The 25,776-nt window shown below is 71.3% G+C and carries 24 protein-coding genes; 16 read left to right on the forward strand and 8 right to left on the reverse strand.

All coding sequences use genetic code 11. From position 1 onward, the window contains the following. The first annotated feature begins 195 nt into the window (after positions 1 to 195). Positions 196 to 1,284 (forward strand): branched-chain amino acid aminotransferase, encoded by a 1,089-nt coding sequence (locus AB5J55_RS29855; RefSeq protein ID WP_369273594.1) that lies wholly within the window; start codon positions 196 to 198, stop codon positions 1,282 to 1,284. Here the strand turns inward: AB5J55_RS29855 and AB5J55_RS29860 are convergent. Next, positions 1,281 to 2,732 carry a cytosine permease gene (locus AB5J55_RS29860; protein WP_369273595.1) on the reverse strand — a complete coding sequence of 484 codons (1,452 nt, stop codon included), beginning with the start codon at positions 2,730 to 2,732 and terminating at the stop codon, positions 1,281 to 1,283. The genes AB5J55_RS29855 and AB5J55_RS29860 overlap by 4 nt on opposite strands. Positions 2,733 to 2,861: 129 nt before the next feature. Here AB5J55_RS29860 and ureA point away from each other — a divergent pair, with 129 nt between their 5' ends. The 9 genes from ureA to AB5J55_RS29905 all read left to right on the forward strand — a co-directional run bounded on the left by ureA (position 2,862) and on the right by AB5J55_RS29905 (position 13,328). Further along, on the forward strand, positions 2,862 to 3,575 hold the full coding sequence (gene ureA, locus AB5J55_RS29865) for an urease subunit gamma (protein ID WP_369273596.1): 714 nt from the start codon (positions 2,862 to 2,864) through the stop codon (positions 3,573 to 3,575). Further along, positions 3,572 to 5,284 (forward strand): urease subunit alpha, encoded by a 1,713-nt coding sequence (locus tag AB5J55_RS29870; protein ID WP_369273597.1) that lies wholly within the window; start codon positions 3,572 to 3,574, stop codon positions 5,282 to 5,284. The genes ureA and AB5J55_RS29870 overlap by 4 nt, the downstream gene beginning before the upstream one ends. Before the next feature lie 20 nt (positions 5,285 to 5,304). Then, positions 5,305 to 6,357, forward strand: coding sequence for an agmatine/peptidylarginine deiminase (locus AB5J55_RS29875; protein WP_369273598.1), 1,053 nt, complete (start codon positions 5,305 to 5,307; stop codon positions 6,355 to 6,357). A gap of 9 nt (positions 6,358 to 6,366) precedes the next feature. Beyond that, a complete protein-coding gene (locus AB5J55_RS29880) occupies positions 6,367 to 6,861 on the forward strand; it encodes a hypothetical protein (RefSeq protein ID WP_369273599.1) in 495 nt (164 codons plus the stop codon). Between the two features lie 56 nt (positions 6,862 to 6,917). Next, positions 6,918 to 7,463, forward strand: coding sequence for a TetR/AcrR family transcriptional regulator (locus tag AB5J55_RS29885; RefSeq protein WP_362384445.1), 546 nt, complete (start codon positions 6,918 to 6,920; stop codon positions 7,461 to 7,463). 140 nt (positions 7,464 to 7,603) lie between these two features. Next, positions 7,604 to 9,649, forward strand: a complete 2,046-nt coding sequence (locus AB5J55_RS29890; protein WP_369273600.1) for a TolB family protein — start codon at positions 7,604 to 7,606, stop codon at positions 9,647 to 9,649. 26 nt (positions 9,650 to 9,675) lie between these two features. Next, the gene (locus AB5J55_RS29895) at positions 9,676 to 10,926 is read left to right on the forward strand and encodes a TolB family protein (RefSeq protein WP_369273601.1); all 1,251 of its coding nucleotides are present in this window, start codon (positions 9,676 to 9,678) and stop codon (positions 10,924 to 10,926) included. Positions 10,927 to 11,233: 307 nt separating this feature from the next. Further along, positions 11,234 to 12,838 carry a citramalate synthase gene (gene cimA, locus AB5J55_RS29900; protein ID WP_369273602.1) on the forward strand — a complete coding sequence of 535 codons (1,605 nt, stop codon included), beginning with the start codon at positions 11,234 to 11,236 and terminating at the stop codon, positions 12,836 to 12,838. A 55-nt stretch (positions 12,839 to 12,893) separates the two neighbouring features. Further along, on the forward strand, positions 12,894 to 13,328 hold the full coding sequence (locus tag AB5J55_RS29905) for a VOC family protein (protein WP_369273603.1): 435 nt from the start codon (positions 12,894 to 12,896) through the stop codon (positions 13,326 to 13,328). Between the two features lie 9 nt (positions 13,329 to 13,337). Here AB5J55_RS29905 and AB5J55_RS29910 read toward each other — a convergent pair whose 3' ends face one another. After that, positions 13,338 to 15,227 carry a lectin gene (locus tag AB5J55_RS29910; RefSeq protein WP_369273604.1) on the reverse strand — a complete coding sequence of 630 codons (1,890 nt, stop codon included), beginning with the start codon at positions 15,225 to 15,227 and terminating at the stop codon, positions 13,338 to 13,340. A 242-nt stretch (positions 15,228 to 15,469) separates the two neighbouring features. On the opposite strand from AB5J55_RS29910, the gene AB5J55_RS29915 reads away from it, so the two are divergent. Together AB5J55_RS29915 and AB5J55_RS29920 are read left to right on the forward strand one after the other, a co-directional pair. Beyond that, a complete protein-coding gene (locus tag AB5J55_RS29915) occupies positions 15,470 to 15,658 on the forward strand; it encodes a hypothetical protein (RefSeq protein WP_369273605.1) in 189 nt (62 codons plus the stop codon). Between the two features lie 10 nt (positions 15,659 to 15,668). Next, a complete protein-coding gene (locus AB5J55_RS29920) occupies positions 15,669 to 17,015 on the forward strand; it encodes a hypothetical protein (RefSeq protein ID WP_369273606.1) in 1,347 nt (448 codons plus the stop codon). A gap of 73 nt (positions 17,016 to 17,088) precedes the next feature. Here AB5J55_RS29920 and AB5J55_RS29925 read toward each other — a convergent pair whose 3' ends face one another. After that, the gene (locus AB5J55_RS29925) at positions 17,089 to 17,667 is read right to left on the reverse strand and encodes a cysteine hydrolase family protein (protein WP_369273607.1); all 579 of its coding nucleotides are present in this window, start codon (positions 17,665 to 17,667) and stop codon (positions 17,089 to 17,091) included. 179 nt (positions 17,668 to 17,846) lie between these two features. Between AB5J55_RS29925 and AB5J55_RS29930 the strand changes: the two genes are divergently transcribed. After that, positions 17,847 to 18,863 carry a GlxA family transcriptional regulator gene (locus tag AB5J55_RS29930; protein ID WP_369273608.1) on the forward strand — a complete coding sequence of 339 codons (1,017 nt, stop codon included), beginning with the start codon at positions 17,847 to 17,849 and terminating at the stop codon, positions 18,861 to 18,863. 81 nt (positions 18,864 to 18,944) lie between these two features. On the opposite strand, the gene AB5J55_RS29935 is transcribed toward AB5J55_RS29930, so the two are convergent. From AB5J55_RS29935 to AB5J55_RS29950, 4 genes are all read right to left on the reverse strand, one after another. Then, a complete protein-coding gene (locus AB5J55_RS29935) occupies positions 18,945 to 19,727 on the reverse strand; it encodes a trypsin-like serine protease (RefSeq protein ID WP_369273609.1) in 783 nt (260 codons plus the stop codon). Positions 19,728 to 19,903: 176 nt separating this feature from the next. Next, positions 19,904 to 20,170, reverse strand: coding sequence for a hypothetical protein (locus AB5J55_RS29940; protein WP_369273610.1), 267 nt, complete (start codon positions 20,168 to 20,170; stop codon positions 19,904 to 19,906). Positions 20,171 to 20,709: 539 nt separating this feature from the next. After that, positions 20,710 to 21,903 carry a Cmx/CmrA family chloramphenicol efflux MFS transporter gene (locus AB5J55_RS29945; RefSeq protein WP_369273611.1) on the reverse strand — a complete coding sequence of 398 codons (1,194 nt, stop codon included), beginning with the start codon at positions 21,901 to 21,903 and terminating at the stop codon, positions 20,710 to 20,712. A 111-nt stretch (positions 21,904 to 22,014) separates the two neighbouring features. Further along, on the reverse strand, positions 22,015 to 23,013 hold the full coding sequence (locus tag AB5J55_RS29950; RefSeq protein ID WP_369273612.1) for a DMT family transporter: 999 nt from the start codon (positions 23,011 to 23,013) through the stop codon (positions 22,015 to 22,017). Between the two features lie 76 nt (positions 23,014 to 23,089). On the opposite strand from AB5J55_RS29950, the gene AB5J55_RS29955 reads away from it, so the two are divergent. The 3 genes from AB5J55_RS29955 to AB5J55_RS29965 all read left to right on the forward strand — a co-directional run bounded on the left by AB5J55_RS29955 (position 23,090) and on the right by AB5J55_RS29965 (position 25,119). Beyond that, on the forward strand, positions 23,090 to 23,704 hold the full coding sequence (locus AB5J55_RS29955) for a TetR/AcrR family transcriptional regulator (RefSeq protein ID WP_369273613.1): 615 nt from the start codon (positions 23,090 to 23,092) through the stop codon (positions 23,702 to 23,704). A gap of 98 nt (positions 23,705 to 23,802) precedes the next feature. Further along, entirely contained in the window at positions 23,803 to 24,486 is a 684-nt protein-coding gene (locus AB5J55_RS29960; protein ID WP_369273614.1) for a DUF899 family protein, read from the forward strand. Positions 24,487 to 24,549: 63 nt separating this feature from the next. After that, the gene (locus AB5J55_RS29965; RefSeq protein ID WP_369273615.1) at positions 24,550 to 25,119 is read left to right on the forward strand and encodes a YdeI family protein; all 570 of its coding nucleotides are present in this window, start codon (positions 24,550 to 24,552) and stop codon (positions 25,117 to 25,119) included. 47 nt (positions 25,120 to 25,166) lie between these two features. Here the strand turns inward: AB5J55_RS29965 and AB5J55_RS29970 are convergent, their stop codons facing one another. After that, positions 25,167 to 25,721 (reverse strand): YceI family protein, encoded by a 555-nt coding sequence (locus tag AB5J55_RS29970; RefSeq protein ID WP_369273616.1) that lies wholly within the window; start codon positions 25,719 to 25,721, stop codon positions 25,167 to 25,169. Positions 25,722 to 25,776: the final 55 nt, after the last annotated feature.

Raw genomic sequence — 25,776 nt, forward strand, 5'->3', positions numbered from 1 at the left:
TGACACCATCAACCCCTGGATCGCGATTTCGCGCCGATCACGTCGAACAGGCCGATTTCTTCCACGGCAGCCGCTTGCGATAATCGAACGCGGAGCCGCGGTAAGAAGGAATGCTCGGACGTCCTAGCACTGGCCACAGGCAGTACTGGCGTGATCGCGGCCCGCCACAACGAAACCGGTGAAGGACATCTACTCATGACGACGCCCACGATCGAGCTCAAGCCGTCCGCCAGCCCGCTCGCCGCCGCGGACCGCGAGGCGATACTGGCCAACCCCGGGTTCGGCCGCCACTTCACCGACCACATGGTGACGATCAAGTGGACCGAGGGCCGTGGCTGGCACGACGGCCAGCTCGTGCCGTACGCGCCGCTCTCCCTCGACCCGGCCACGATGGTCCTGCACTACGCGCAGGAGATCTTCGAGGGCCTCAAGGCCTACCGTCAGCCCGACGGGTCCGTCGCCACGTTCCGTCCCGAGAAGAACGCCCAGCGCTTCCAGTCCTCCGCCCGCCGGCTCGGCATGCCCGAGCTGCCGGTCGAGACGTTCATCGAGGCGTGCGACGCGCTGGTGAGCCAGGACCAGGCGTGGGTGCCGACGCACGGTGGCGAGGAGTCCCTCTACCTGCGTCCGTTCATGTTCGCGACGGAGGTCGGCCTGGGCGTGAAGCCCGCGAGTGAGTACCTCTTCATCGTCATCGCCTCCCCGGCCGGCGCCTACTTCCCGGGCGGCGTCAAGCCGGTGTCCATCTGGGTCTCCGAGGACCACGTCCGCGCGGTGCCCGGCGGCATGGGCGACGCCAAGACGGGCGGCAACTACGCCGCCTCCCTGCTGGCCCAGGCCGAGGCCGCCGCCGAGGGCTGCGCCCAGGTCTGCTACCTGGACGCGGTCGAGCGCAAGTGGGTCGAGGAACTCGGCGGCATGAACCTGTACTTCGTGTACGGCGACAAGATCGTCACCCCGTCCCTCACCGGCTCCATCCTGGAGGGCGTCACCCGCGACTCCCTCCTGGCCGTCGCCCGTGACCTCGGCTACGACGCCGAGGAGGGCCGCATCTCCGTCGACCAGTGGCAGCGCGACTCGGAGAACGGCACCCTCACCGAGGTCTTCGCCTGCGGTACGGCCGCCGTCATCACCCCGGTCGGCACCGTGAAGCGCACCGGCGCCCAGTGGCACCAGGGCGACGGGGAGCCCGGCGAGGTCACGATGAAGCTGCGCCAGGCTCTGCTCGACGTCCAGCGGGGCAAGGTCGAGGACAAGCACGGCTGGATGCACAAGCTGGGTTAACTCTCGGCCTTGACCGTCAGGGCCGCCGCGGCCTCCGAGTCCGCGGCGGCCCTTTCGCGTACGACAGCGGTGTCGGCGATCGTCAGCAGCACGTACGACACGCCCCCCACCAGCCCCGACAGCAGGAAACTGCAGTCCACCCCGCCGGTCAGGGCCAGCAGCGGCCCCTCGTACGACGGGAGGGAGACGGCCAGCAGGCCGACCGTCGCGCCCAGTGCCCACGCCACCGTCGCCGGAATGTTCCAGCCGGCCCGGTACCAGTAGATCCCGCCGCGGGCCCGGCGGTTGAAGACCTGGAGGGCCTCCGCGTCGTACACGCCGCGGCACCGGGCGAAGCCGATCAGGGTGATCACCGCCCACGGGGTACCGATCGCCGTCAGCAGCAGGACGAAGGACGTCATCGCGTCCTGCGCGGACGAGTAGTAGTGGCCTACGAAGACGCAGGCGGTGGCGATCACCGCGACCGTGTACGTGGCCGTCGCCCGGGACGCGCGCGGCAGGATGGCGTCCAGGTCGAGGCCCATGGAGTAGAGCATCAGGCCCGCGTTGCCGACCGACCCGGCGGAGGCGGCCAGCAGGAGCGGGACCAGGTACCAGCCGGGGGAGGCGGAGACCAGCGGTCCGGCGTAGTCGAGGGCGGCCCCCGCCGCGTACGCCGTGAAGGTGCCGAAGAGCTGGGGGATCAGCAGGCCGAGGGAGAGCCCGAGCCAGGTGGCGTGCAGCACCCGGCGTGAGGAGTGGCGGGCCGGGGAGATGTAGCGGGTGTAGTCGCCGAGCAGCGTGATGAAGGCGATCGGCCCGGACAGGCCCGCGGCCACCGTCGCCAGCAACCAGGTGGGCCAGAAGCCGCCCAGCAGATAGCCGCCCGCCTCCGGCAGCGCGCCGGTCGTGAAATGCGGGGCGTAGGCGATCACGCCGAGGGCCAGCAGGGCCGTCATGCCGATCGCGAGGACGCGGGACATGGCGAGCAGCACCCGGTACCCGTACACCGCGCCCGCGACGGTCGCCGCGGCCAGCAGCCCGTAGACCACGCCGTACGAGATCCCGCTCGCTGGCAGTCCGACCAGCCGGCCCAGCACGCCGACCATCACATCGCCGCCGATCCACACGGTCAGGGCGGTGTAGCCGAGGGCAAGCAGCAGGCCGACCACCGAGCCGACCAGGCGGCCGCGTACGCCGAACTGGGCGCCCGACGACGTGGACAGGTTCGTCGCCGTGCGCAGCGAGATCAGGGCGAGCGGGGCGGTCAGGGCCGTGCCGGCCACCGTGCCCACCACGATCGAGCTCACCGACGCCCACCAGTCGAGGCCGAACGACGGCGGCAGCCAGCCGAAGACGATCACTCCGAGACAGAGGTTGGACCCCAGCAGGATCGAGACGAGATCCCGGGGCCCGCTCGTGCGTTCCCCGTCGGGGATGGTGTCGACTCCGCGCTGTTCCATCGGCATATTGGTCTCCCTCGGTTAGAACGACGTTCAATGTGAGGTGTCCTAACCTCTGCCGTCAAGGTTTCGGTTGCATCAATCCCGTGTTTAGAGTGATGCTCTAAAGCGAGGACGACAAGGAGGTGCCACGTCGTGAGACTGACCCCGACGGAACGTGACCGGCTGCTGCTCTTCGGAGCCGCCGAACTCGCCCGGGCCCGCCGGGCCAGAGGGCTCAGGCTGAACGTGCCCGAGGCGACCGCGCTCATCGCGGACACCGTCTGCGAGGCCGCCCGGGACGGGGCCCGGCTCGCCGAGGCGATCGAGCGTGCCCGGTCCGTGCTCGGGCCGGACGACGTGCTGCCGGGCGTGGCGGATGTCGTCACCGAGGTGCATGTCGAGGCCGTCTTCGACGACGGCTCGCGGCTGGCGGTCGTGTCCGACCCGATCGGTGGCGGCGGGCTCGCGGACCAGGGTCCGGGCGCGCTGCTGCCGGGGCCCGAGCACGCCGAGCCCGAGGCGGTCCTGCGGGTGATCGTGACGAACACCGCCACCGTGCCGGTCTCCGTCACCTCCCACTTCCACTTCTTCGAGGCCAACCCGCGCCTCGACTTCGACCGCGGCGCGTCCTACGGCATGCGCCTCGCCGTTCCGGCCGGGTCGTCCACGCGCTTCGGGCCGGGGGAGAGCGTCGAGGTCGGACTGGTCCCGATCGGCGGCGAGCGGATCGCGATCGGGTTCGCGGGGCTCGTCGACGGGGCGCTGGACGCGCCGGGAGCCCGCGCGGAGGCACTGCGCCGCGCCGCCGCCTGCGGCTATCTCGGCGTGACGGAAATACCTGATCAGGAGCAGGAGGTCGAGCGATGAGCCGTCCCGGAGGCCACCCGGCGGAGGCCCGCCGCCTCACCCCGTACGAGTACGCCGCCACCCACGGCCCCCGCGCCGGCGACCGCATCCGCCTCGGCGACTCCGGCCTGACCATCCGCGTCGAGTCGGACTCCCAGCGCTACGGCGACGAGTTCCTCGCCGGGTTCGGCAAGACCGCCCGGGACGGGCTGCACCTCAAGGCGGCCGCCGTCCGCGAGACCTGTGACGTCGTCATCAGCAACGTGGTGGTGATCGACGCGGCGCTGGGGATCCGGAAGGTCTCCATCGGCATCAGGGAGGGCCGGATCTGCTCGATCGGGCGAGCCGGGAACCCCGACACCCTCGACGGTGTCGACGTCGTGGTCGGCACGGGCACGTCGATCGTGTCCGGCGAGGGGCTCATCGCCACCGCCGGGGCCGTCGACACGCATGTGCACCTGCTGTCGCCGCGCGTCATGGAGGCCTCGCTGGCCTCCGGCGTGACCACGATCATCGGGCAGGAGTTCGGGCCGGTGTGGGGCGTCGGCGTCAACTCGCCCTGGGCGCTGCGGCACGCGTTCAACGCCTTCGACGCCTGGCCCGTCAACATCGGCTTCCTGGGGCGCGGTTCCTCGTCGGACCGGGCCCCGCTCGTCGAGGCCCTCGCCGAGGGCGGCGCCTCCGGCTTCAAGGTCCACGAGGACATGGGCGCCCACACCCGGGCGCTGGACACGGCCCTGCGCGTCGCCGAGGAACACGACGTCCAGGTCGCCCTGCACAGCGACGGCCTGAACGAGTGCCTCTCGGTCGAGGACACCCTGCGCGTGCTGGAGGGCCGCACCATCCACGCCTTCCACATCGAGGGCTGCGGCGGCGGACACGTCCCGAACGTGCTGAAGATGGCCGGCGTCCCGAACGTCATCGGCTCCTCCACCAACCCGACCCTGCCGTTCGGCCGGGACGCGGTCGCCGAGCACTACGGCATGATCGTCTCCGTCCACGACCTCAAGACCGACCTGCCCGGCGACGCCGCCATGGCCCGCGACCGCATCCGCGCCGGCACGATGGGCGCCGAGGACGTGCTGCACGACCTGGGCGCGATCGGCATCACCTCCTCGGACGCGCAGGGCATGGGGCGTGCGGGCGAGACCGTCCGCCGTACCTTCGCGATGGCCGGGAAGATGAAGGCCGAGTTCGGCGCCCCGGACGACGGCGACGACAACGAGCGCGTCCTGCGCTACATGGCCAAGCTGACCATCAACCCGGCCATCGCGCACGGCCTCTCGCACGAGGTGGGGTCGATCGAGGTCGGCAAGCTCGCCGACATCGTGCTGTGGCGGCCCGAGTACTTCGGAGCCAAGCCGCAGCTGGTGCTGAAGTCCGGCTTCCCTGCCTACGGCGTGGTCGGCGACCCCAACGCGGCCACCGACACCTGCGAACCCCTCGTCCTGGGACCGCAGTTCGGGGCGTACGGCGCCACGCCCGCCGACATCTCCGTCGCCTTCGTCGCGCAGGCCGCCGTCGACCAGGGCGACGACTCCATGCCGACCCGGCGCCGCAGGGTCGCCGTGCGCGGCACGCGCGGCATCGGGCCGGCCGACCTTCGCCTCAACTCCCGTACCGGAGCCGTCGACGTCGACCAGCGCACCGGCCTGGTCACCCTCGACGGCGAGCCGCTGCGCTCCGAGCCGGCCGACTCGGTCTCCCTCAACCGCCTCTATTTCCTGTGACGTTCAGACAAGGACCCGCCATGACGACCCCCGCCGCCGACGGCTTCCGCATGCCCGCCGAGTGGGCCCCGCACGAGCGCACCTGGATGGCCTGGCCGGGCCCCAACCCGACCTTCGAGGACCCGGACGACCTCGCGGCCTCGCGGATCGCCTGGGCGTCCGTCGCCCGTGCGGTCCGCCGCTTCGAGCCGGTGACGGTGGTGTGCGGCCCCGGCCAGTCGGCCGAGGCGCGCGCGCTGCTCGGCCCCGGCGTCGAGACGGTCGAGCGGGACCTCGACGACGCCTGGATGCGTGACATCGGCCCGACCTTCCTCACCGACGCCAAGGGCGAACTCGCCGCCGTCGACTGGGCGTTCAACGGCTGGGGCGCCCAGGACTGGGCCCGCTGGGAGCACGACGCGAAGATCGCCGCGTACGTCTCCGACCTGGCGGGGTCGGCCAGGACGTACGCCTCGAAACTCGTCAACGAAGGCGGCGCGATCCACGTCGACGGCGAGGGCACCGTCCTGCTCACGGAGACGGTCCAGCTCGGCCCGGAGCGCAACCCGCACTGGACGCGCGAGCAGGTGGAGGCCGAGATCCACGCCCACCTCGGCACCCGCAAGGCGATCTGGCTGCCGCGCGGACTGACCGGCGACTACCCCCCGTACGGCTTCGGCACCCTCGGCCATGTCGACATCGTCGCCGCGTTCGCCCGGCCCGGCGTGGTCGTCGCCCACGTGCAGCCGGACCCCGCCCACCCCGACCACGAGGTGACCAAGGAGATCGTCGACCTGCTGAAGTCGCAGACGGACGCGCGCGGCCGCCGCCTGGAGGTCGTCGAGGTGCCCGCGCCGACCGTCCTGGAGGCGGACGGCCACTGGGCCGACTACTCCTACATCAACCACTACCTCTGCAACGGCGGCGTGGTGCTCTGCGGCTTCGACGACCCGCGCGACGAGATCGCGGCCGGCATCTTCCGCCGGCTGTTCCCGGAGCGGACGGTGACGCTGGTGGACGCCCGGACGATCTTCGCCGGCGGCGGGGGCATCCACTGCATCACCCAGCAGCAGCCGAGGGCCGGGGTCAGGTAGAACGTACGGGTGAACGTACTGCTCTGCGCCACCTGCGGAACCCGGCTGACCGAGCCGGTCCGGCAGCTCGACGAGATGCCCGCGTGCCCCGGCTGGGACGGGTTCGCGGACCCGGACGAGCTGCGACCCGGACCGGCGAGCGTCCCGCGCGGGACGTACGCCGTCGACCCGAACCCCTTCGGCGCGCCGTACGTGCCGTACGAGGGGCCCGCAGGCGAGTACGACGGGGTCTCCCCGGGCGGTGGGTGGAAGTCCGACGCGCGGGGCCTGCTGGTCGCCGCGGGATCGCGCGGCACCTATGTCCTGCACCCGCTCGACGCCGTCGGCCTCGCACCCCATGCCGACGGCGCGCGCCTCATCGGATGCTGCGGCCCGGACGGCACACGGGGGGTCAACCACGTGTGCGCCTGCGGGGCCGAGGTCGCCATCGTGGCCACCGACTGCTACATCCGGTACGAGACCCGCCTCGTCCCGGACGCCGTCCGCATGGAGGCCGTAGCGTGACCCCCGTCCGGCGCCGTACCCCCGCCCCGCCCCGCGAGGACGTCCTCGCCGCCGCCATGGAGATGATCGCCGAACGCGGCCTGGAGAAGCTCACCATGGCCGCCCTCGGCCGTGAGGTCGGCATGAGCAGCGGCCATCTCCTTTACTACTTCCACTCCAAGGACGAGTTGCTGCTGCGGACCCTGGAGTGGAGCGAGGGCCGGCTCGGCGCCGAGCGCGGGCGGCTGCTCACCCGGACCGCCTCCGCCCGCGAACGCCTCGACGCATACGTCGACCTGTACGTCCCCGACGGCCACCGCGACCCCCACTGGACGCTGTGGCTGGAGGTCTGGAACCGTTCGCAGAACGCCGACGACGACGCCCGCGACCGTCAGGCCGCGATCGAGGGGGCCTGGCACCGGGACCTGGTGGCGCTGCTGGCGGAGGGGGTGTCGAGAGGCGAGTTCCGAGCGGTCGACCCGGACCGATTCGCCGCCCGCCTGCGGGCCCTGCTGGACGGCTTCTCCATCCATGTGGCCATCGGGCTGCGGGGCACGGACCGGGGGACGATTCTCGGCCACGTACGGGAGTTCCTGGACGAGGGCCTCCTCGCGGACGCCTGACCTCCCGCCCGGGTTGTACGCAATAAGACCGATTGACCCTGTGGCCGGTGATGCGTTTGCCTCGTTGCGAACTCCCGGCGGGGGCCGGGGGTGAAGCGTCGGCGGGGACCACAGGGGGGAACATGTCCGGAGTCGCACGTGTGTCCAGAGCCTCGTTAGGCGCGGCGCTGCTGCTCGCGCTCGCCGGGACGGCGGTCCCGAGCGCCGCCGCGGCGCCCCACCCACCGCGCGTCGAACGCGTCAGCACGGCAGCCGACGGCACCCAGGCCGACGGCCCCTCGAACGACGCCGCGCTCAGCGCCGACGGCCGCCATGCCGCGTTCGTCTCCACCGCGCCGAGCTTCAGCTGCGCGCACTTCACCCCGTGCCTGCTCGTGAAGGACCTGACCGGCGGCGGGGTCACCAGGATCGACCTCGGCAGCGGCTACACGTACGGCACGCCGATGCCGAGCGACGACGGGAGCCGCATCGCCTTCTCCGCGGGCACCCGGTTCCTCGCGCCCTACCTGTACGACCGCGCCACCGGGCGTTCGGAGCGGCTGTGGCCCGAGAACCCGCCCGGCTCCAACGAGTTGGGGCGCGTGCAGTCCATCAGCCCGGACGGCACGCACGTCGCGTACACCATCGGCAACCGCAACGGCTCCGAGAACTTCCGGCTGCTGTACGTCCGCGACACGGCCACCGGCACCGACGAGCTGATCTCACCGGCCGAGGAGGGCGACAAGCCCGGGGCCTCGGTCAGCGGCGACGGCGAACGGGTCGCCTACTCGGTCCGCAGCGGCTCCGAGGAGGATCCGGCCGACGTCTTCGTCAAGGACCGGGCCACGGGCGAGCGGACCCAGGTCGACACGGGCCTCGGCGCCGCCTTCCTGGTCCGCATCACGGCGGACGGCCGTAGCGTCCTCCTCGAAGCGGAGGGCGGCCTCTACGTCCACGACCTCCGCACGGGTACCTCGCGCCGGGTGGCCGAGGGGACGACGTCCTCCGCCACGGCGGACGGCCGGTACGCCGTCGTCTCAGGCGCGGACGGCACCCGTGTACGCGATCTGCGGACGGGGCTGCGCGGGGCCGCCCTCCCGTCGAGCGCCCAGGTGACGGAGGGAGCGCTGGCCGACAAGGGGCGTGCGGTGGCGTTCAGTTCGACGGCTTCCCACCTGGTGCCGCGCGACACCAACGCGGAGTCGGACGTGTTCGTCTTCTCGGGCGAGCTCCGGCAGAACCCTGCCCCGATGCCGTCCGTCACCGAGCGGATCAGCATGACGCGGGACGGACAGCAGCGGCCCGGGGCGTCGTACGACCCGGTGATGGGGGCGGACAAGGTCGTCGCCTTCACGTCGGACGACGACGTCTTCGTCAGCGCGGCGGGTGGCATCGGCCAGGTCAACTCCAGTTCACAGAAGCCGTCGTCCGAGGGCACGCCGTGCTCCAGCGGACGCATGGTCGGCTACGCGGCTCCTTACGACCCCGACGGCGGACCGGGCGTCCACGTCCGCAACCGCTCGGTCGGCAAGCTGACCAGTCTGGGCTCCTACCAGGGCGTCCGCTTCACCTGGATGGGACAGCCCGCGGTGGACCCCAGCTGCCAGTGGATCACCTACGCCGCCACGCTGCCCGCGACCGACGCCGACCCGCACCCGCAATCCCGCGTCTACCGCTTCCGCTTCAACGGCGGCACCACCGACGTCGTCAGCGCGCCCACGGGCGAGGCGGCGGGCAACCCGTCCATCAGCTACGACGGCCGGTACATCGCCTTCGAGCAGGGCGGCGCCATCCAGGTCCGCGACCTGGACACGGGCGCCCTGGAGCAGGCCGGAGACGAAGGCGCCTCAGCTCCTTCCCTGAGCGAGGACGGCCGCCGGGTCGCCTTCCAGCAGGGCGACGAGATCCACGTCCGTGACCTCGACGCGGGGACGACGACTCGGGTCAGGGGCGCCGAGCCCTCGCTCTCCGGAAGCGGTACACACCTTGCGTACACCTCGCGAGACGCCGTAATTCTGCTCGAACTCGCCACCGGGAAAAGGCAGTTGCTCAGCGTCGACCGCTGGGGCGGCCGCAACGACCTCCCGGCCCGGCACCCCTCCGTCAACGCCGACGGCACCGTCGTCGCATTCGAGTCGGCGTCACCCGATCTGGTGGAGGGGGACACCAACGGGGTGCCGGACGTCTTCCTGCGGACAGTTCAATGACAACGACCATCAACGGGGGAACAACCATGCACAGCACCAAGCGAGTTGTCGCGCTCGCCATCGCCCTGGCCGCCGCGACGGCGACGCTGTCGGGGACGTCGGCGGGCGCCGCGCCCAGGGCGCCGTACACCGAGAAGGCGAGCGTGGCCCCGGACGGCACGGACGGCAACCGTGGCTCCCACGGGCAGAGCCTGAGCGCCGACGGCCGCTATCTGGCCTTCGTCTCCGACGCCGACAACCTCGTCGCGGGCGACTCCAACGGCGTCGCCGACGCGTTCGTGCGCGACCTGAGGACCGGGGTCACCCGGCTGGCGAGCACTGCGGCGGACGGCATCCCGGGGGACGCCAACGTCCTGGACGTATCGCTGAGCGCCGACGGCCGGTACCTGGCGTTCACCTCCAACCCCACCTACAACACCGCCGACAACCACATCTTCGTCAAGGACCTGCGGACCGGCGCCCTCCAGCGGATCGACGACGCCGTCGACACGGGCTACAGCGCAGCCAGCATGCCCGCGCTCAGCGCCGACGGCCGCTACGTCGCCTTCGTCGCCCTGCACACCGGCGACGCGGGGCCGGAGGGCGACCGGTCGAACCGGGTCTACCGCGTCGACCGCGTCACCGGCGAGCGGGTCCGCATCAGCCAGGTCCCCGGCGAGGCGGCCTGGAAGTCCGCCGCGACCCAGCCGACCATCAGCGCGGACGGCAACAAGGTCGGCTACCAGTTCTTCGTGCCGTACCCCACCCGGGGCGACTGGAGCGACGCCTACGTCCGTGACGTGCGCGGCGGCGAACTGACCCAGGTCGACAAGGCGCCGGACGGCGCGGTGTCCGACGGGCACACCGAGTACCCGCAGGTCAGCGCCGACGGCCGGTACGCGGTGTTCAACTCGCTGGACTCGAAGCTGACGTCGGGCGACACCAACGGCACCCACAACGTCTTCGTCCGTGATCTGAAGACGGGGGACCTGCGCCGCATCGACGCCGCCGACCCGGCCGCCTACACCGGCTTCGCCCGGCTCAGCGCGGACAGCAGGTACCTCGCGTTCGGCTCGGCAGCCCCGAACACCGCACGTCAGGTGTACGTGCGCGACCTGCGCACCGGACGCACGGAACTCGTGAGCGCCGCGGCACAGGGCGGCCCGAGCGCCGACTACGCGGAGTACCCGGTGATCGACCGGCACGGCCGCACGGTCGCCTTCAGCAGCCGGGGCGCAGACCTGGTGCCGGACGACACCACCGACACCACGCACGTCTACGTCCGCCACCTGCGGTGATCAGCACAGTGCTCGCATCCTGAGACGGACGGTGAGCACGGGGGCGACTTGTGCCAGACTGCCCCCGTGCTCTCGTTCGCCATGATTATTGGCAGCAGGCGCGCCGGTCCGCAGTGACCACAACGTACGACCAGGTACGGGTGGACACCGTCGTCCTCGACCCGCGCGCAGACCTCTCGCACCCGCGAGAGGTTTTTCTGTTTCCCGGCCCACCCGCAGCCGGGCGGAGAGCGTGAGGGACCATAGGTGGGGACGGTGGAGCCGGTCATTCCGGTAGACCGAGATCCAATACAGGAGCCTTACGACCATGTCGGTAACCAGCGAGCTCGACGACTCGTTCCACGTCTTCGACACCACCCTGCGCGACGGCGCCCAGCGGGAGGGCATCAACCTCACCGTCGCCGACAAGCTGGCCATCGCCCGTCACCTGGACGACTTCGGCGTGGGCTTCATCGAGGGCGGCTGGCCCGGCGCCAACCCCCGCGACACCGAGTTCTTCGCGCGCGCCCAGCAGGAGATCGCCTTCAGGCACGCCCAGCTGGTCGCCTTCGGCGCCACCCGCCGCGCGGGCGGCAAGGCGTCCGAGGACCCGCAGGTCAACGCGCTCCTGGAGTCCGGCGCCCCGGTGATCACTCTCGTCGCCAAGTCCCACGACCGGCACGTCGAGCTCGCCCTGCGCACCACCCTGGACGAGAACCTGGAGATGGTCCGCGACACCGTGTCGTACCTGCGCGAGCAGGGCCGCCGCGTCTTCGTCGACTGCGAGCACTTCTTCGACGGCTACCGCGCCAACCCCGAGTACGCGAAATCCGTCGTCCGTACGGCCTCGGAGGCCGGCGCCGACGTCGTGATCCTCTGCGACACCAACGGCGGCATGCTCCCCGCCCAGGTCCAGGCGGTCGTCTCCACCGTCCTCGCCGACACCGGCGCCCGGCTCGGCATCCACGCCCAGGACGACACCGGCTGCGCGGTCGCCAACACCCTCGCGGCCGTCGACGCGGGCGCCACCCACGTCCAGTGCACGGCCAACGGCTACGGCGAGCGGGTCGGCAACGCCAACCTGTTCCCGGTGGTGGCGGCTCTGGAGCTGAAGTACGGCAAGAAGGTCCTGCCCGACGGCCACCTCCGCGAGATGACCCGCATCTCGCACGCGATCGCCGAGGTCGTGAACCTCACCCCCTCCACCCACCAGCCGTACGTCGGCGTCTCCGCCTTCGCGCACAAGGCCGGCCTGCACGCCTCCGCGATCAAGGTCGACCCGGACCTGTACCAGCACATCGACCCCGAGCAGGTCGGCAACACCATGCGGATGCTGGTCTCCGACATGGCCGGCCGCGCCTCGATCGAGCTCAAGGGCAAGGAACTCGGCATCGACCTCGGCGGCGACCGGGAGCTGGTCGGCCGGGTGGTCGAGCGGGTGAAGGAGCGCGAGCTCAAGGGCTACACGTACGAGGCCGCCGACGCCAGCTTCGAACTCCTGCTCCGCACCGAGGTCGAGGGCAAGCCGCTGAAGTACTTCCAGGTCGAGTCCTGGCGCGCGATCGTCGAGGACCGCCCCGACGGCAGCCACGCCAACGAGGCCACGGTCAAGCTCTTCGCCAAGGGCGAGCGCATCGTCGCCACGGCGGAGGGCAACGGCCCGGTCAACGCCCTCGACCGCGCCCTGCGGGTGGCCCTGGAGAAGATCTACCCCCAGCTCGCCAAGCTGGACCTCGTCGACTACAAGGTCCGCATCCTGGAAGGCGTGCACGGCACCCAGTCCACGACCCGCGTCCTGATCTCCACGTCCGACGGGGCGGGGGAGTGGTCCACGGTCGGCGTCGCCGAGAACGTGATCGCGGCGTCCTGGCAGGCGCTGGAGGACGCGTACACGTACGGGCTGCTGCGGGCCGGGGTGACCCCGGCCGAGTAGGCCGAACGGACCTCGCCGCCTCCCCCGGGCCTGCCGTCCACGGCACAGTGGAGCCATGGACGACAAGGACACCGACGCCCGGCACTTCCTCGCCCGGGGCCAGGTGGCGACCCGGCTGCCCGCCCAGGACCTGGAGCGGGCCCGGCGCTTCTACTCCGACAAGCTCGGTCTGGACCCGGTCGACGAACGGCCTGGCGGGCTGCTGTACCGGTGCGGCGGCACGGAGTTCGCCGTGTACCAGTCGACCGGAGCCTCCCCCGGCACGTTCACCCAGATGGGGTGGCAGGTCGAGGACGTCGAGGCGGTCGTCGCGGAACTCGGGCGGCGCGGCGTGGAGTTCGAGGACGTCGACGTGCCCGGGCTGCGCACGACGAACGGCATCGCCGAAGTCGAGGGCCACTACCCGAGCAAGGGCTTCCGCGGGGAGCGCGCCGCCTGGTTCCACGACAGCGAGGGCAACCTGCTGGGCATCGGCGAGCCGTTCGCCTGAGCCGGCCCCCTACTGCAGACGCCACTTCTGGTTCGCGGCGCCCGTGCAGCTCCAGATCTGCGCGCGGGCCCCGTTCGCCGAGGAGTTGTCCGTCACGTCGAGGCACTTGTCCGCGGCGCGGTTGACCAGGTCGCCCGTCGTCGCGTTGTACGACCACTGCTGCGCCCCCGACCCGTTGCAGCCGTACAGCTGGACCTTCGCGCCGTTCGCGGTCGCGCCGGACGTGACGTCCAGGCACTTGCCCAGCGCCCGCACCGACCCGTCCGCCTGCACGGTCCACCGCTGGGCGGTCGAGCCGTTGCAGTCGTAGAGCTGCACGGCCGTACCGTCGGCCGACGAACCCCCCGCCACATCAAGGCACTTGCCGGCGAGACCCACCAGCGCCCCCGACTGTGACGGGCCCTCGGTCTGGGTGCCCGACCAGGTGAACGTCGCCGACGTCTTGCCGGGCAGCGAGTACGTGGCGTGCTGCGAACCCCAGTTGATCGTCACGGTCTTCGCACTCGACGCATCGTTGTACGCGATCAGCGCCTTCGACCCGTCGGGGTTGCGCCACGCCACGTTCGGCACCGACGACGACGCCGTGGACGCGATGCGCTGGGCGCCCGGCTTCACGAACTTCGTCAGATGGCCCATCGTGTAGTACTCGACGGTGTAGTCGACCTGCCCGTGCCGGGAGTCCCCGTTGTGGACGGTGATCAGCCCGTCGCAGGTCCCGCAGCCGCCGTTGTGCGGTCCCCGGTTCTGGTCCAGCGCGAGCGACCACTTGGTCACCGACTTCGCCCAGTTCCGGGTGTAGTCGATGATGTTCATCATGTCCTCGCGCTGCTGGTTCGCGATCCAGGTGCCGCCCGAGTGCTCGGTGCCGAAGGCGTCCAGCTGCGGATACCGGTTGTGCACCTGCGTCTGCTTGGCCACGTCACCGCCGTAGCCGTGCCAGGCGATCCCGCCGAAGTTCGGGTGGTTGCGGACCGCCGCGTCGTCGACCGTCTGCGCGGCGTAGGCGTCGTAGGTGTCCCAGTTCCAGTCGTGCGCCAGGACCTTCGTCGACAGCCCGGCGTTCTGGAGCTTCGGCAGCAGCTCGTTCTTCGTGAAGTACGCCAGCCCGCTCGCGTTCCAGCTCATCGACGGATAGCCCGAGCAGCAGGTCGGCTCGTTCTGGGCGGTGACGTACGAGATCGGGATGCCCTGGGCCTGGTAGGCCTGCACGTACTTCACGAAGTAGGAGGCGTACGCCCCGTAGTGCTCCGCCTTCAGCCAGCCCCCGTTGAGCTGCCCGCCGTCCTTCATCCAGGCCGGCGCCGTCCACGGCGAGGCCATCACGGTGAGCCCCGGGTTGAGCTGACGTGCCTGCTTCGTCAGCGGCACGACGTCCTGGAGATCGTGGGCGATCGAGAACTCGGAGAGGTCCGGGTCGGTCTGCCCGGCCGGCATGTCGTCGTAGGTGTAGCCGAAGCGGGCGAGGTCCGAGCCGCCCATGGGATTGCGCAGGAACGACAGCCCGATGCCCTCCGTCGGGGAGAACAGCTTGCGCATCGTGTCGTCCTTCGTGGCCGGCGACAGCGCGCCGCTTCCGTCCATCAGCCAGGCCGCGGTGTCCGTGAAGGACGCGCCGCCGCCGGTGAAGGACTGGTAGCGGGTGTTCTCGTCGACGGTGATGTTCTCGCCGCTGCCGCCGGACCCGGCCTGGAAGGCGAACGGAGTCTGCGGCTGGAGACCGCGGGTCACATGGCGTCCGCCGCTGTCGTCCGTCGTGGTCAGCCAGGCGGTGACCTGTTCGCCGGCGGCCTGCGCGGGTGTGGCCGCCGTGAAGCCGGCCGTGGTGACGAGCCCGGCGAGAAGCAGCCCGAGCGTCCGGGTGGACCGAGAGGATCGCGCGGATCGAGTGGATCTCCTCATGGAGCGCCGCCCTTCTGGCGGTGGGGGATGGGGGCGTGCGAGGCGTGAGTAAATGACGGCTTCGTATGTGCGTCAAGGGGTCGCGCGTTCATGAGGTGAAGGGACAACGGCACTGCTCCGGCCAGGAGTTGAGTGCACACCGGCTCTGACGTGAAGTCTTGACGTCATTCGACTCCCCGGCTTAACTCAAGGCGTGAGGTAAGTCATAGAGGGACCCCGGCGGCGCGGGGATCACCGAGGCAGTGGCGAAGCCCGTCGCCGAGGCCGATCGTCTGCTGCCGACGGGCCGGTACGAGGCGGCGGTGGAGGGCCGAGCGCCACGTGCCGCGCGGCCTGAGCCGCCGTACGGCACGCGGCGGCTGCCGTGGGGCGCCGGTCCCGGTGGGAATCCGGCCACCTGGATCGGCGCCTTTGCCCGTCCCATCAGGTAGCGTCGAGGGTATGAGGACTCCGCTCTTCCGGGGACTCATGCGCTTGCTGATCGTGCCGGTCGCCGCGACCGCGGCGGTGCTCGTGACCGGCCCGCCCGGCGCACATGCGGCCACGGATGTTTCCCGGGTTGCCGAGGCGCTGCGCGATGATCCCGTCTACGTGGATCCCGCAGCCTCGGACCAGCTGTCGTCGGCCGACGCGGAAGCGCTCGCCGACAAAATCAAGGACGCCGACAAACCGGTCTTCATCGCCGTCCTGCCGGCCGATCAGCCGACCAGGAACCTGCTGCTGAACCTCCGCACGGAAACCGGTGTGACGGGCCTGTACGGCGTCCGTGTCGGTGACCGGTTCGACGCGGCGGCCGACTCCTCGGTGATGTCCAGGCAAGCGGTGGACAACCTGGTCTCCTCGGTGCAGAGCGCCGGCGATCCCAAGGCCCAGCTGAACGACTTCGTCGATTCGGCGCTGCGCAACGTGGACGGCACGGCACCGGCCAGTTGGGGCGACGGCGGGGGCGGCGACGGCGTGGACGCCGGTACTCTGATCGCCGTCGGCGCGGTGCTGGCGGCGGGCGGCGCGGGCGCGTACACGCTGGTCAAGCGCAAGCGACAGCGTCACGAGGCGGAGCAGCGGGCGGCGCTGGAGAAGCTGCGGGTGGTGGTCGACGAGGACATCACCGCCTTCGGTGAGGAACTGGACCGGCTGGACTTCCACCCGGGCGAACCCGGCGCCGACGACGCGATGCGCGCGGACTACGAGAGCGCCCTGGACGCCTACGAAAAGGCGAAACGGCTGATGGACTCCGCCCGCAAACCGGAGGACGTCAAGGCCGTCACCCAGGCCCTGGCGGACGGCCGCTTCTCCCTCACGCAGCTGGCCGCCCGCCGGGAGCACCGGCCCCTTCCGGAACGCCGGCCGCCGTGCTTCTTCGACCCGCGGCACGGCCCGGCGGTGGCCGACGAGACCTGGACCCCACCCGGCGGCACCGCCCGCGAGGTCCCGGTCTGCGCGGCCGACCGAACCCGCCTCTCCGAGGGCCGCGACCCCGTCATCCGCGAGGTCGACACCGAGCACGGCCGCCGCCCGTACTGGGACGCCGGCCCGGCCTACGGACCCTGGGCAGGCGGCTACTTCGGCGGCGGCATCCTCCCCGGCCTCCTCATCGGCACCCTGCTCGGCAGCATGATGGCCACGCCCGCCTACGCAGCCGACTACGGAGCGGGCTACGGCTACGGCGGTGGCGGCTACGAGGGCGGCGACGTCTCCGGCGCGGACTTCGACAGCGGGGACTTCGGGGGCGGATTCGGCGGCGGGGACTTCGGCGGGGGAGGAGGGTTCGACGGCGGCGGGTTCTGAGGATTCTCGCCTTCCGGGACCCTCGCCTTCCGCCGCTATCGAGGAGCCGGACGCGAGCCCGGTCGGCGCCGTGTCAGGCCAGCTCCCGTCCGGACGCGACGACGACGCCGTACGCGTCGGCGATGGCCGCCAGCGCACTTCGGTGCAGCTCGTCGGCGGAGACATCCACGATCGACCGGGTGGCGCACGCGTCCGCGGGCACGGTCGGCTTGTTGCCGCGCAGGGCCGCGGACGCCGTCGTGTACGCGATGCACATGTGGGTCATGAACCCGGCGACGATCACGGTCTCGTTCCCCGCCTCGTCCACGAGCTTGCCGAGGTCGGTCCCGTGGAAGGAGTCCGGGGCCCGCTTGACGACCACGGACTCGCCCTCGACGGGCGCGACGGCGGGGTGTATCCGGCCGATCTCCGTGCGGATGTCGTACAGCGAACCCTCGCCGTCGTCGTGCTGGACGTGGATGACCGCGGCTCCCGCCTCGCGGGCCCGGGACAGCAGATCCGACGCCACTTCGAGGGCCGGCTGCCAGCCGTCGAGTTCCATCGCACCGCGGGTGTAGGTGTTCTGGTAGTCGACGAGGATCAGCGTCGAGGACGCGAGGGCCGCAGGGGTGTCGTCGGCACCGCCGAGTTCGCGCAGCGTCTTGCTGGCCACAGGACTTCTCCAGGGGTTGGGGGACTTGAGGTTCCGAGGGCTCGTTGAACGAGTCGAACCGCTGCTCAACAGCCTGTTGAACACGTATGCGACGCTATGGCCCGCACCGGACTGTCGGCAATGACGCGCTGTTCGCAGAAACCGACACCCGCGTGCGCGCGCGAGACAGGGGGTACAGGGTGGGGGCCGTGAACCGGTTGATCGTGATCGTGTTGTTCGAGGGCGTCGACCTCCTCGACGTCACCGGCCCGCCGGAGGTGTTCTCCCTCGTCCCGCACGAAACCACCGGGGGTGCCGGCTACGAGGTCGTCCTGACCGCCGAGACGACCGCACCGGTGACGACGGCGGCGGGCGTGCGGATCCTGCCCGATGCCACCTTCCACGAAGTCGCCGAGCGGGCCATCGACACGCTCCTGGTCCCCGGCTCCGTGGAGGTGGACGGCGAACGCCGCGTCCACCCCGTCACCGACCCCGGCACGGTGGCCTGGGTGAAGGCGCTGGCGGGCCGTACCCGACGGGTCGCCTCGGTGTGCGTCGGCGCGCACATCCTCGCCGCGGCGGGGCTCCTCGACGGCAAGCGCGCCACCACGCACTGGTCGACAGCGCAGCGACTCGCCGCCGACCATCCGGCGGTGCGGGTCGACCCGGATCCGATCTTCATCCGCGAGGAGGGCGAGATCTGGACCGGCGCGGGGATCAGCGCCTGCCTGGACCTGTCCCTGGCCCTGGTCGCGGAGGACTTCGGCGAGCAGGTCGCGCTGCGCGTCGCCCGCCAACTCGTGATGTACCTCAAGCGGCCCGGCGGGCAGTCCCAGTTCAGTGTGCCGTTGGAGCCGGTGTCCACGACCCGGCGCGTCGAGGACCTCCGGCATCACATCCTGAGGAACATCGACCAGCGCCTCACGGTCCCGGACCTGGCTGCGTACGCGCATGTCAGTGACCGCCAGCTGACCCGCATCTTCAAGTCCGAACTCGGCATGACGCCGCACGCCTACATCGAGTCGGCGCGGGTCGAGTTGGCCGGCAACCTGCTGGAGACCACCGACGCGACGCTGGAGCGGGTGGCCACGGTCTGCGGCTTCGGCACGGTGGACACCCTCATCCGGGCGTTCCGCCGCCGGCACGCCACGACGCCGAGCGCGTACCGGGCGAGGTTCCGGGCCGCACCGGTCGGGGTGGCGGCCGAAACGGGGTGAGCGAGGCACGTGCGGCGTGGCAAGGGCCCGGCGTCGAAGACACCGGGCCCTTGGTGCGGCAAGCTCAGAAGTGCGGGGAGGTCACAGAGACGACGCCGCGGAGGCGATCGCCGACGCGAAGGTGGAGACCTCGGTGTAGACGCCGGGGGCGTTCGGGCGGGCGCAGCCTATGCCCCAGCTGACGATGCCGACCTGGATCCAGGCGTTGCTCGCGTCGCGGCGGAACATCGGGCCGCCGGAGTCGCCCTGGCAGGTGTCGACGCCACCGGACGGGAAGCCGGCGCAGATCTCCTCGTTGGCGATGAGGCCGCTGTAGCCGCTGTAGGAGCGGCACTGGGCGTCGCTGACGAACGGCACGTTGGCCTTGAGCATGTAGCGCTGCTGGGCACCGCCCTCACGGGCCGCGCCCCAGCCGGCCACGGTGAAGGTGCCGGTGTTGTACTGCGTGGTCGTGGCGATCTTCAGCGTCGGCAGGTTGATCGGCTGGGCGAGCTTGATGAGCGCCCAGTCCTTGCCGTCGCCGTTGTAGCCGGGGGCGCGGTACACGTACGTGGAGCGGACCTGGACGCGGCCGCTGGTGGACTGCAGGTCCACGACGCCGGCGGTGGCGGTGATGCTGGTGTTGGGGCCGGTCGCGCCCACACAGTGCGCGGCGGTGAGCACGATCTGCTGGGTGTAGAGCGCGCCGCCACAGCCCATGGAGAGCCGGACCATGAACGGGAACTCGCCCTGCGAGGCACGGGTTCCGCCGACGACGCGCGAGTCTGCGGCCTGCGCGGCCGAGACGGGCTGAAGGCTGACGATCGCGAGAGCGGCGGCACCGAGGACCGCGCATCTCTTGAGGGCGGTGAGGAGCTTCTTCAACGTGATGCCTTCCGTGGGGGGTTGGACATACGAACGTGGAGAGAGCACTGAAATGTAGGGGGCATGCCAAGCAAGGGGGAGTGACCATCTGCTGACATGCGCCGGTCAATTCCTTTGCTGGATTATGGGAATCCTGTGACCGCCCCCACAAGGGGCCAATTCCAGCCACGCCGGGTTCAGGGCCCGGCCTGTTCCGGCCACGCCTGCTCAGGCCCCGAGGCTCCCGCCCGAGCCCTCGTCGCACGTGCGTACCGCTCCCCGGCGGCATGCCACCAGCCGGGCGGGGACGGCCCGTTGACGACGGAGGTCGGCTGACCGGGATGCAGGCCGAGCCGCCACAGGGCACCGGCGGCGGCATGGACCGTGATCCACGCCCGCCAGTGCCCGTCGGCCCCCGGCGCGCACACGCGGTCCCAGCGGACCTCACCCGCCTCGAACGGCATCCAGTCGATGCCGCGCTCCCGCAGTCAGGCGCGCAGGGCGGCCAGGGGGTGCAGGAGCGGCTTCTCGACCTCGTACGAGGAGAGGGCAACCCATGCGAGCGCGGGGCGGGGCGAGTCGGTCATGCCGACGATGATGCCCGGGTACGGTTCCCGCCCGCGCCCGGGTTTCGCCACCGGGCGTGGCGGCCTGCCCCTCCGGGCGCTGACACGTCGCGGGCGGTTTTCCCGCTGATGCCTGCTTCACGCCCTTGGGCGCGAGCAGCGGCAGGCGCCTGGAGGTACCCCGTCTCGGCTTCGTGCACGGCGACGCGGACCGCCGGTCGGGGCGGGACGCCGTGGTGGTCTTGTCGGCGAGGGTCCCGGGTACGGCTCCCGTCCGCGCCCGGATTACAACGCCGGGCCTGGCAACCCGCCCCCCGGGTCCTCATCCGCCGCGAACGGCGACCCGCCGATGCCCGCTCACGCCATCGGACCTGAGCAGCGGCAGCTGCCCGGAGGCCCCCCGCTTCGGCCTCGTACCGGCGACGCCGACCTGTCGGTCAGGCCGGCGAGGATGCCCCGGTGCGACTGCCCTCCGCACCCCGTTCCCGCCGCAGGGCCGGGCCGTTCGCCGCCCCCGCCACCACCAGCGTCAGCGCGACCAGCCCGGCGCTGACCCACACCGGTGCCCGGTATCCGAGGCCGGCCCCGATGGCCGTACCGCCGAGCCAAGGGCCCAGCGCCGCGCCCACGTTGAACGCGGCCGTCGCGAAGCCGCCGGACAGGGTGGGAGCGCCGGGGGCGGCGTACAGGGCCTGGGAGACGAGTGTGGACCCGACCCCGAAGGACAGGGCGCCCTGCACGAGGACGAGCCCGAGCGCCACGGCCGGCGTCCCGGCGCCGAGGGCGAGGGCGCCCCACCCGAGGCACAGGACGCCGCCGCCCCCGACCAGCACCGCACGGGGCCACCGGTCGGCGAACCGCCCCCCGACGCCGACCCCCACGAACGACCCCGCGCCGAACAGCGCGAGCACGACGGGCACCCACCCGTCCGCCAGCCCCGTCACGTTGGTGACCAGGGGTGCGAGATAGGTGAAGGTGCAGAAGGTCGCCCCGTTCACGAGGGCGCCCAGGAGCAGCGTCAGCCGGAGCCGGGGGCTTCGCAGCGCACGCAGTTCACCCCGCAGCGCGGGACGTTCCGAGGCGCCCGCACCGCCGGGCACGGATCGCGCCACGGCCACCACAGCGGGCAGGGACACCAGGGCGACGGCCCAGAACGCCGCACGCCAGCCCCAGAGTTGACCGAGCAGCGCCCCCGCCGGAACCCCCACGACACAGGCCGACGTGACCCCGCCGAGCAGTGTCGACGTGGCCCGCCCCTTGGCCTCCGGCTCGACCAGCGCCACGGCCGTGACGAGGGCCACGGCCAAGAACCCGGCATTGGCGAGCGCCCCGACGACCCGGGTCACGACCAGCACCGCGAAGCTGTCGGTCACCGCGCCCACGACATGGACGGCGAGGAAGACCCCCAGAAACCCCAGCAGGGCCCCGCGCCGCGACCACCGTCGTGCGAGGGCGGCCATGAGCGGCGCCCCGACCACCATCCCCACGGCGAAGGCCGAGGTGAGCGCCCCGGCCGCGGGCACCGAGACCCCCAGGTCCCGGGCGATGTCCGGCACCAGCCCGGACAGCATGAACTCGGACGTCCCCTGCGCGAACACGGCGACGCCCAGCAGGAAAAGAGCGAACGGCATGAAGAAACTCCGCAACCCGAACTCGAAGGTGAAGACGAAAACGGCACGTCGAACGGCCGTCCGGTAGCGGAGTGAGCCCGGAAGCGGAAGCGAACGCTGATCAGAGGGACATCACGAGCAGCCACCGGAGAGCCGGTGGCCGGAGTCTGGAGGCTTCGGGGCTGGACACGCGGGCAGGGTATGCGGGACCTGCTGAGGAGAGCCACCGGTTTTCGGGCGCGGCCGGATGGCACGCGCACGGGAAGTGCCGCCCCCGCGGTGCACGATGACGACGGCGGCAAGGCCGACGACCAGGCCGATCGCGGTCTGCGCACCGAACGGCTCGCCGAACATGAACGCCCCCCACACCGCCGTGACCGGCGCCATGAGGAACATGAGGGTGTTGACCCTGGTGACTCCGGAGCGCCGCAGGATCATCCAGTACAGCCCGTACCCGCCGAACGTGGACAGCACCACGAGCCAGCCGATCGCGGCCCAGAAGCCGGCCTCGGCGGGCGGTACGGCCGCTCCGGTGCTCAGGGCGAACGCAGTGAACAGTACGGCGCTGGTGGCGCAGTGGACGGTGAGCGCCACCGCGGGCGGAACGGGCGTACGGGAGCGGCTTTCGAGGAACGTGGCCGCCACCAGCGAGAGCATGCCGAGGAACGGGACGAGATAGGCCCACGCGGCAACGCCGGTCGCCGCCGCGGCGTCGGCCGTCGTGACGATGAGGACGCCGCTCACCCCGAGGCACAGCCCGAGCCACTGCCGGCGTGAGACGTACTGCCGCAGCAGTGGCCCGGCCAGCGCACCGGCGACCAGGGGCTGGACGCCGTCGATCAGGGCCGTGGTGCCACTGGAGACGCCGAGCTGGATGGCGTAGTAGACGGTGAGCAGATAGCCGCTCTGCGACAGCGTGCCGATCACGGCCTGTCGCGTGATGTCCCGCCGGGTGAGCCCCCGCCACGACGCGCGGCCCAGTACCGCGGCCACGACGACCAGGATCACGGCGAGCGGCAGGAACCGCCACATCAGGATCGTCACCGCGGACGCGCTCCCGGCGCCGAGTTTGGCCCCGATGAACCCGGAGCTCCAGCTGAGGACGAAGGCGATGGACAGTAGGGCGTTCACGCCAACCACATCCAGTAGACAGATCGGTATACCTTGCTCGCATCAGAAACTATACAGATCGGTATACTCGGGTGCCATGGGCATTGCAGAGCAGCAGCCGCAGCGCGTCACGATGACGCGTGCCGCACGACGCATCCTGGAAGCCGCCGAGCGGCTGTTCTACGAGCGCGGCATCCACGCCGTGGGCGTGGATCTCATCGCGGCGGAGGCGGGGGTGACCAAGAAGACCCTCTACGACCGCTTCGGCTCCAAGGAGCGGATCGTCGTGGAGTACCTGACCGGCCGCGACGAGCGCTGGCGGGCCTTCCTCGCCCAGTACCTCGACGACCACCCCGACGCGACGCACGCGACACCGCAGGCGCGCGTCCTGGCGGTGTTCGACGCCTCGCGCGCGTGGTCGGCGGAATACGGCTCCAAGGGGTGCAGCATGGTCAACGCGCATGCCGAGATCAGCGACCCCGCCCACCCGGCCTACCCGGTCATCGCCGGGCAGAAGGAATGGATGCTGGCCCTGTTCACCCGTCTCGCCCGGGACGTCGCCCCGGACGACGCGGACCGCATGGGCCGGACACTGGTGCTGCTGCACGAGGGAGCGCTCGTCGCCCACGGTCTGCACACCTTCCCGGACCCGATCGCGCACGCCCGCGACCAGGCGGCTGCCCTCCTGAAGGCACCCGGAGGGCAGCCGTGAGCCCGTCGCCCCGGGAGCCGCGCGAAAGTGAGCGATCAAGGGCCCCGGCCTAGACTGGAGGGGGCACGGGGGGACGGGAGCCGACCCGGGAGGACGCGATGTTCCGGCACACCCGACTGCCAGGTGAATCCGCCGAGTACCTCGCCGCCCGCGAAGAACTGCGCCTCGCCGAAGTCGAGTTGATGCGTCAGGGCGAGGAGGTCGCCGCCCGGCGGCGCGCGCTCCCGCCGGGGCCGCCCGTCGACGACTACGTCTTCCTGGAGGGCCCCGCCGATCTCGACGCCGGCGACGAACCCGTCCGCGAGGTGAGGCTGAGCGAACTGTTCACCGCCCCCGAACGGCCGCTGCTCATGTACCAGTTCATGTACGGCAAGGCGGATACCGACCCCTGCCCGATGTGCACCATGTGGATCGACGGTTTCAGCAACATCGGCCACCACGTCACGCGCAATGCCGACTTCGTCATCGCGGCGGCCGCCGATCCGCCCGTCCTGCGGCAGCACGCCCGCGACCGCGGCTGGCACCGGCTGCGGCTGTTGAGCTGCGGCGACAGCACGTTCAAGTACGACACGGGCAGCGAGGACAAGGACGGCGCACAGGACTCCACCGTCTCCGTGTTCACCCGCGACGCCGACGGCACGCTCCGCCACTTCTACTCAGCGCACCCCCGCATGTCCGACGACATCGGCGAGCGGGGCATCGACCTGCTGGCCCCCGTATGGCCCCTCCTCGACCTGCTGCCGAAGGGACGCGGCGACTGGTACCCGAGCGTCGCCTACTGACCCTGGATCCGGTCCGGCCGATGGAGGACATTTCCTGACCTACTTCGCCCCTATGTTTGAGCCATGAGCCCGCACCGCGACCCGGAACCCCGCGCCTTCGCCTGCGCCGACGCCCTCGACACCTGGCTGGCGGAGCACCCGGCTCCGCACCCCGGCCTCTGGGTCAGGGTCGCCAAGAAGGACTCCGGCATCCCCTCCGTCACAGCCGCCGAGGTCAACGACGTGGCCCTGTGCCACGGCTGGATCACGGGGCAGCGCAAGGGACTCGACGCGTCGTACTACATACAGCGGATCACCCCGCGCCGGCCCGGCAGCCTCTGGTCGATGGTCAATGTCCGGCGGGTGGCGGAACTGACCGCCGAGGGGAGGATGCGCCCCTCGGGCCTCGCCGAAGTGGACGCCGCGAAGGCGGACGGGCGGTGGGAGGGGGCGTACGAGTCGCAGCGCAATGCCGAGGTCCCGGACGAGCTGGCCGCGGCTCTGGTGGACAACCCCCGGGCCGGGGCGGCCTTCGAGCAACTGGGCAGGACCGAGCGCTACCAGCTCATGCTCGGCCTCCTGCGCGCCCGGACCCCACGGAGCCGAGCGGCTCAGGTCGCCGCGATCCTGCGCCAACTGACACAGCGCCGGTGAGTGACGGACTCACCGGCGCCGTGCCATGGGGTTGCCTCAGAGAAGGCTCACGCGTTCTTGATCGCCGAAATGTCGAAGTTCAGCTTGATCTTGTCGGAGACCAGCACGCCCCCCGTCTCCAGCGCCGCGTTCCACGTGAGACCCCACTCCGAGCGCAGGATCTCCGCCTTGCCCTCGAAGCCGACGCGCTCGTTGCCGAACGGGTCCGTCGCGGCGCCGTTGAACTCCAGGTCGATGGTGATCGGTTTGGTCGTGCCGAGGATCTCCAGGTCACCGGTGATGCGGTAGTCGTCGCCGCCGAGGGACTCCGCCTTGGTGGAGCGGAAGGTCATCGTGGGGAACTCGTCGATCTTGAAGAAGTCCGCGCTCTTGAGGTGCCCGTCGCGGTCCGCGGACCCGGTGTCGATGCTGTCCATCTTGACGTCGATCGACGCCTTGGACGCGGCCGGGTCGGCGCCGTCGAGCTGCAGCGAGCCGCCGAAGTCGAGGAACTTGCCCTTGACGTTGGTGACCATGGCGTGCCGGACGGTGAAGCCGATGGTGGAGTGGGCCGCGTCGATCGTGTACTCGCCGGTCAGGGTGGTCAGGTCGGGGTTCGCCATGACGTGCTCCTTAGGAGTCGGGGGGCCTCGCGGCCCTAATGTTTAATCTTGAACT

Origin of the sequence: Streptomyces sp. R11 (assembly GCF_041051905.1) — a bacterium.
GTDB lineage: Bacteria > Actinomycetota > Actinomycetes > Streptomycetales > Streptomycetaceae > Streptomyces.

Bases quoted from the DNA above. Each gene is read 5' to 3' on its own strand.
- cimA (WP_369273602.1), top strand. From the start codon at position 11,234: ATGTCGGTAACCAGCGAGCTCGACGACTCGTTCCACGTCTTCGACACC.
- AB5J55_RS29945 (WP_369273611.1), bottom strand. From the start codon at position 21,903: ATGCCGTTCGCTCTTTTCCTGCTGGGCGTCGCCGTGTTCGCGCAGGGG.
- AB5J55_RS29940 (WP_369273610.1), bottom strand. From the start codon at position 20,170: ATGCCGTTCGAGGCGGGTGAGGTCCGCTGGGACCGCGTGTGCGCGCCG.
- AB5J55_RS29910 (WP_369273604.1), bottom strand. From the start codon at position 15,227: ATGAGGAGATCCACTCGATCCGCGCGATCCTCTCGGTCCACCCGGACG.
- AB5J55_RS29965 (WP_369273615.1), top strand. From the start codon at position 24,550: ATGAGCCCGCACCGCGACCCGGAACCCCGCGCCTTCGCCTGCGCCGAC.
- AB5J55_RS29855 (WP_369273594.1), top strand. From the start codon at position 196: ATGACGACGCCCACGATCGAGCTCAAGCCGTCCGCCAGCCCGCTCGCC.
- AB5J55_RS29885 (WP_362384445.1), top strand. From the start codon at position 6,918: ATGGAGATGATCGCCGAACGCGGCCTGGAGAAGCTCACCATGGCCGCC.
- AB5J55_RS29955 (WP_369273613.1), top strand. From the start codon at position 23,090: ATGGGCATTGCAGAGCAGCAGCCGCAGCGCGTCACGATGACGCGTGCC.
- AB5J55_RS29905 (WP_369273603.1), top strand. From the start codon at position 12,894: ATGGACGACAAGGACACCGACGCCCGGCACTTCCTCGCCCGGGGCCAG.
- AB5J55_RS29895 (WP_369273601.1), top strand. From the start codon at position 9,676: ATGCACAGCACCAAGCGAGTTGTCGCGCTCGCCATCGCCCTGGCCGCC.
- AB5J55_RS29970 (WP_369273616.1), bottom strand. From the start codon at position 25,721: ATGGCGAACCCCGACCTGACCACCCTGACCGGCGAGTACACGATCGAC.
- AB5J55_RS29860 (WP_369273595.1), bottom strand. From the start codon at position 2,732: ATGCCGATGGAACAGCGCGGAGTCGACACCATCCCCGACGGGGAACGC.
- AB5J55_RS29960 (WP_369273614.1), top strand. From the start codon at position 23,803: ATGTTCCGGCACACCCGACTGCCAGGTGAATCCGCCGAGTACCTCGCC.
- AB5J55_RS29920 (WP_369273606.1), top strand. From the start codon at position 15,669: ATGAGGACTCCGCTCTTCCGGGGACTCATGCGCTTGCTGATCGTGCCG.
- AB5J55_RS29875 (WP_369273598.1), top strand. From the start codon at position 5,305: ATGACGACCCCCGCCGCCGACGGCTTCCGCATGCCCGCCGAGTGGGCC.
- AB5J55_RS29870 (WP_369273597.1), top strand. From the start codon at position 3,572: ATGAGCCGTCCCGGAGGCCACCCGGCGGAGGCCCGCCGCCTCACCCCG.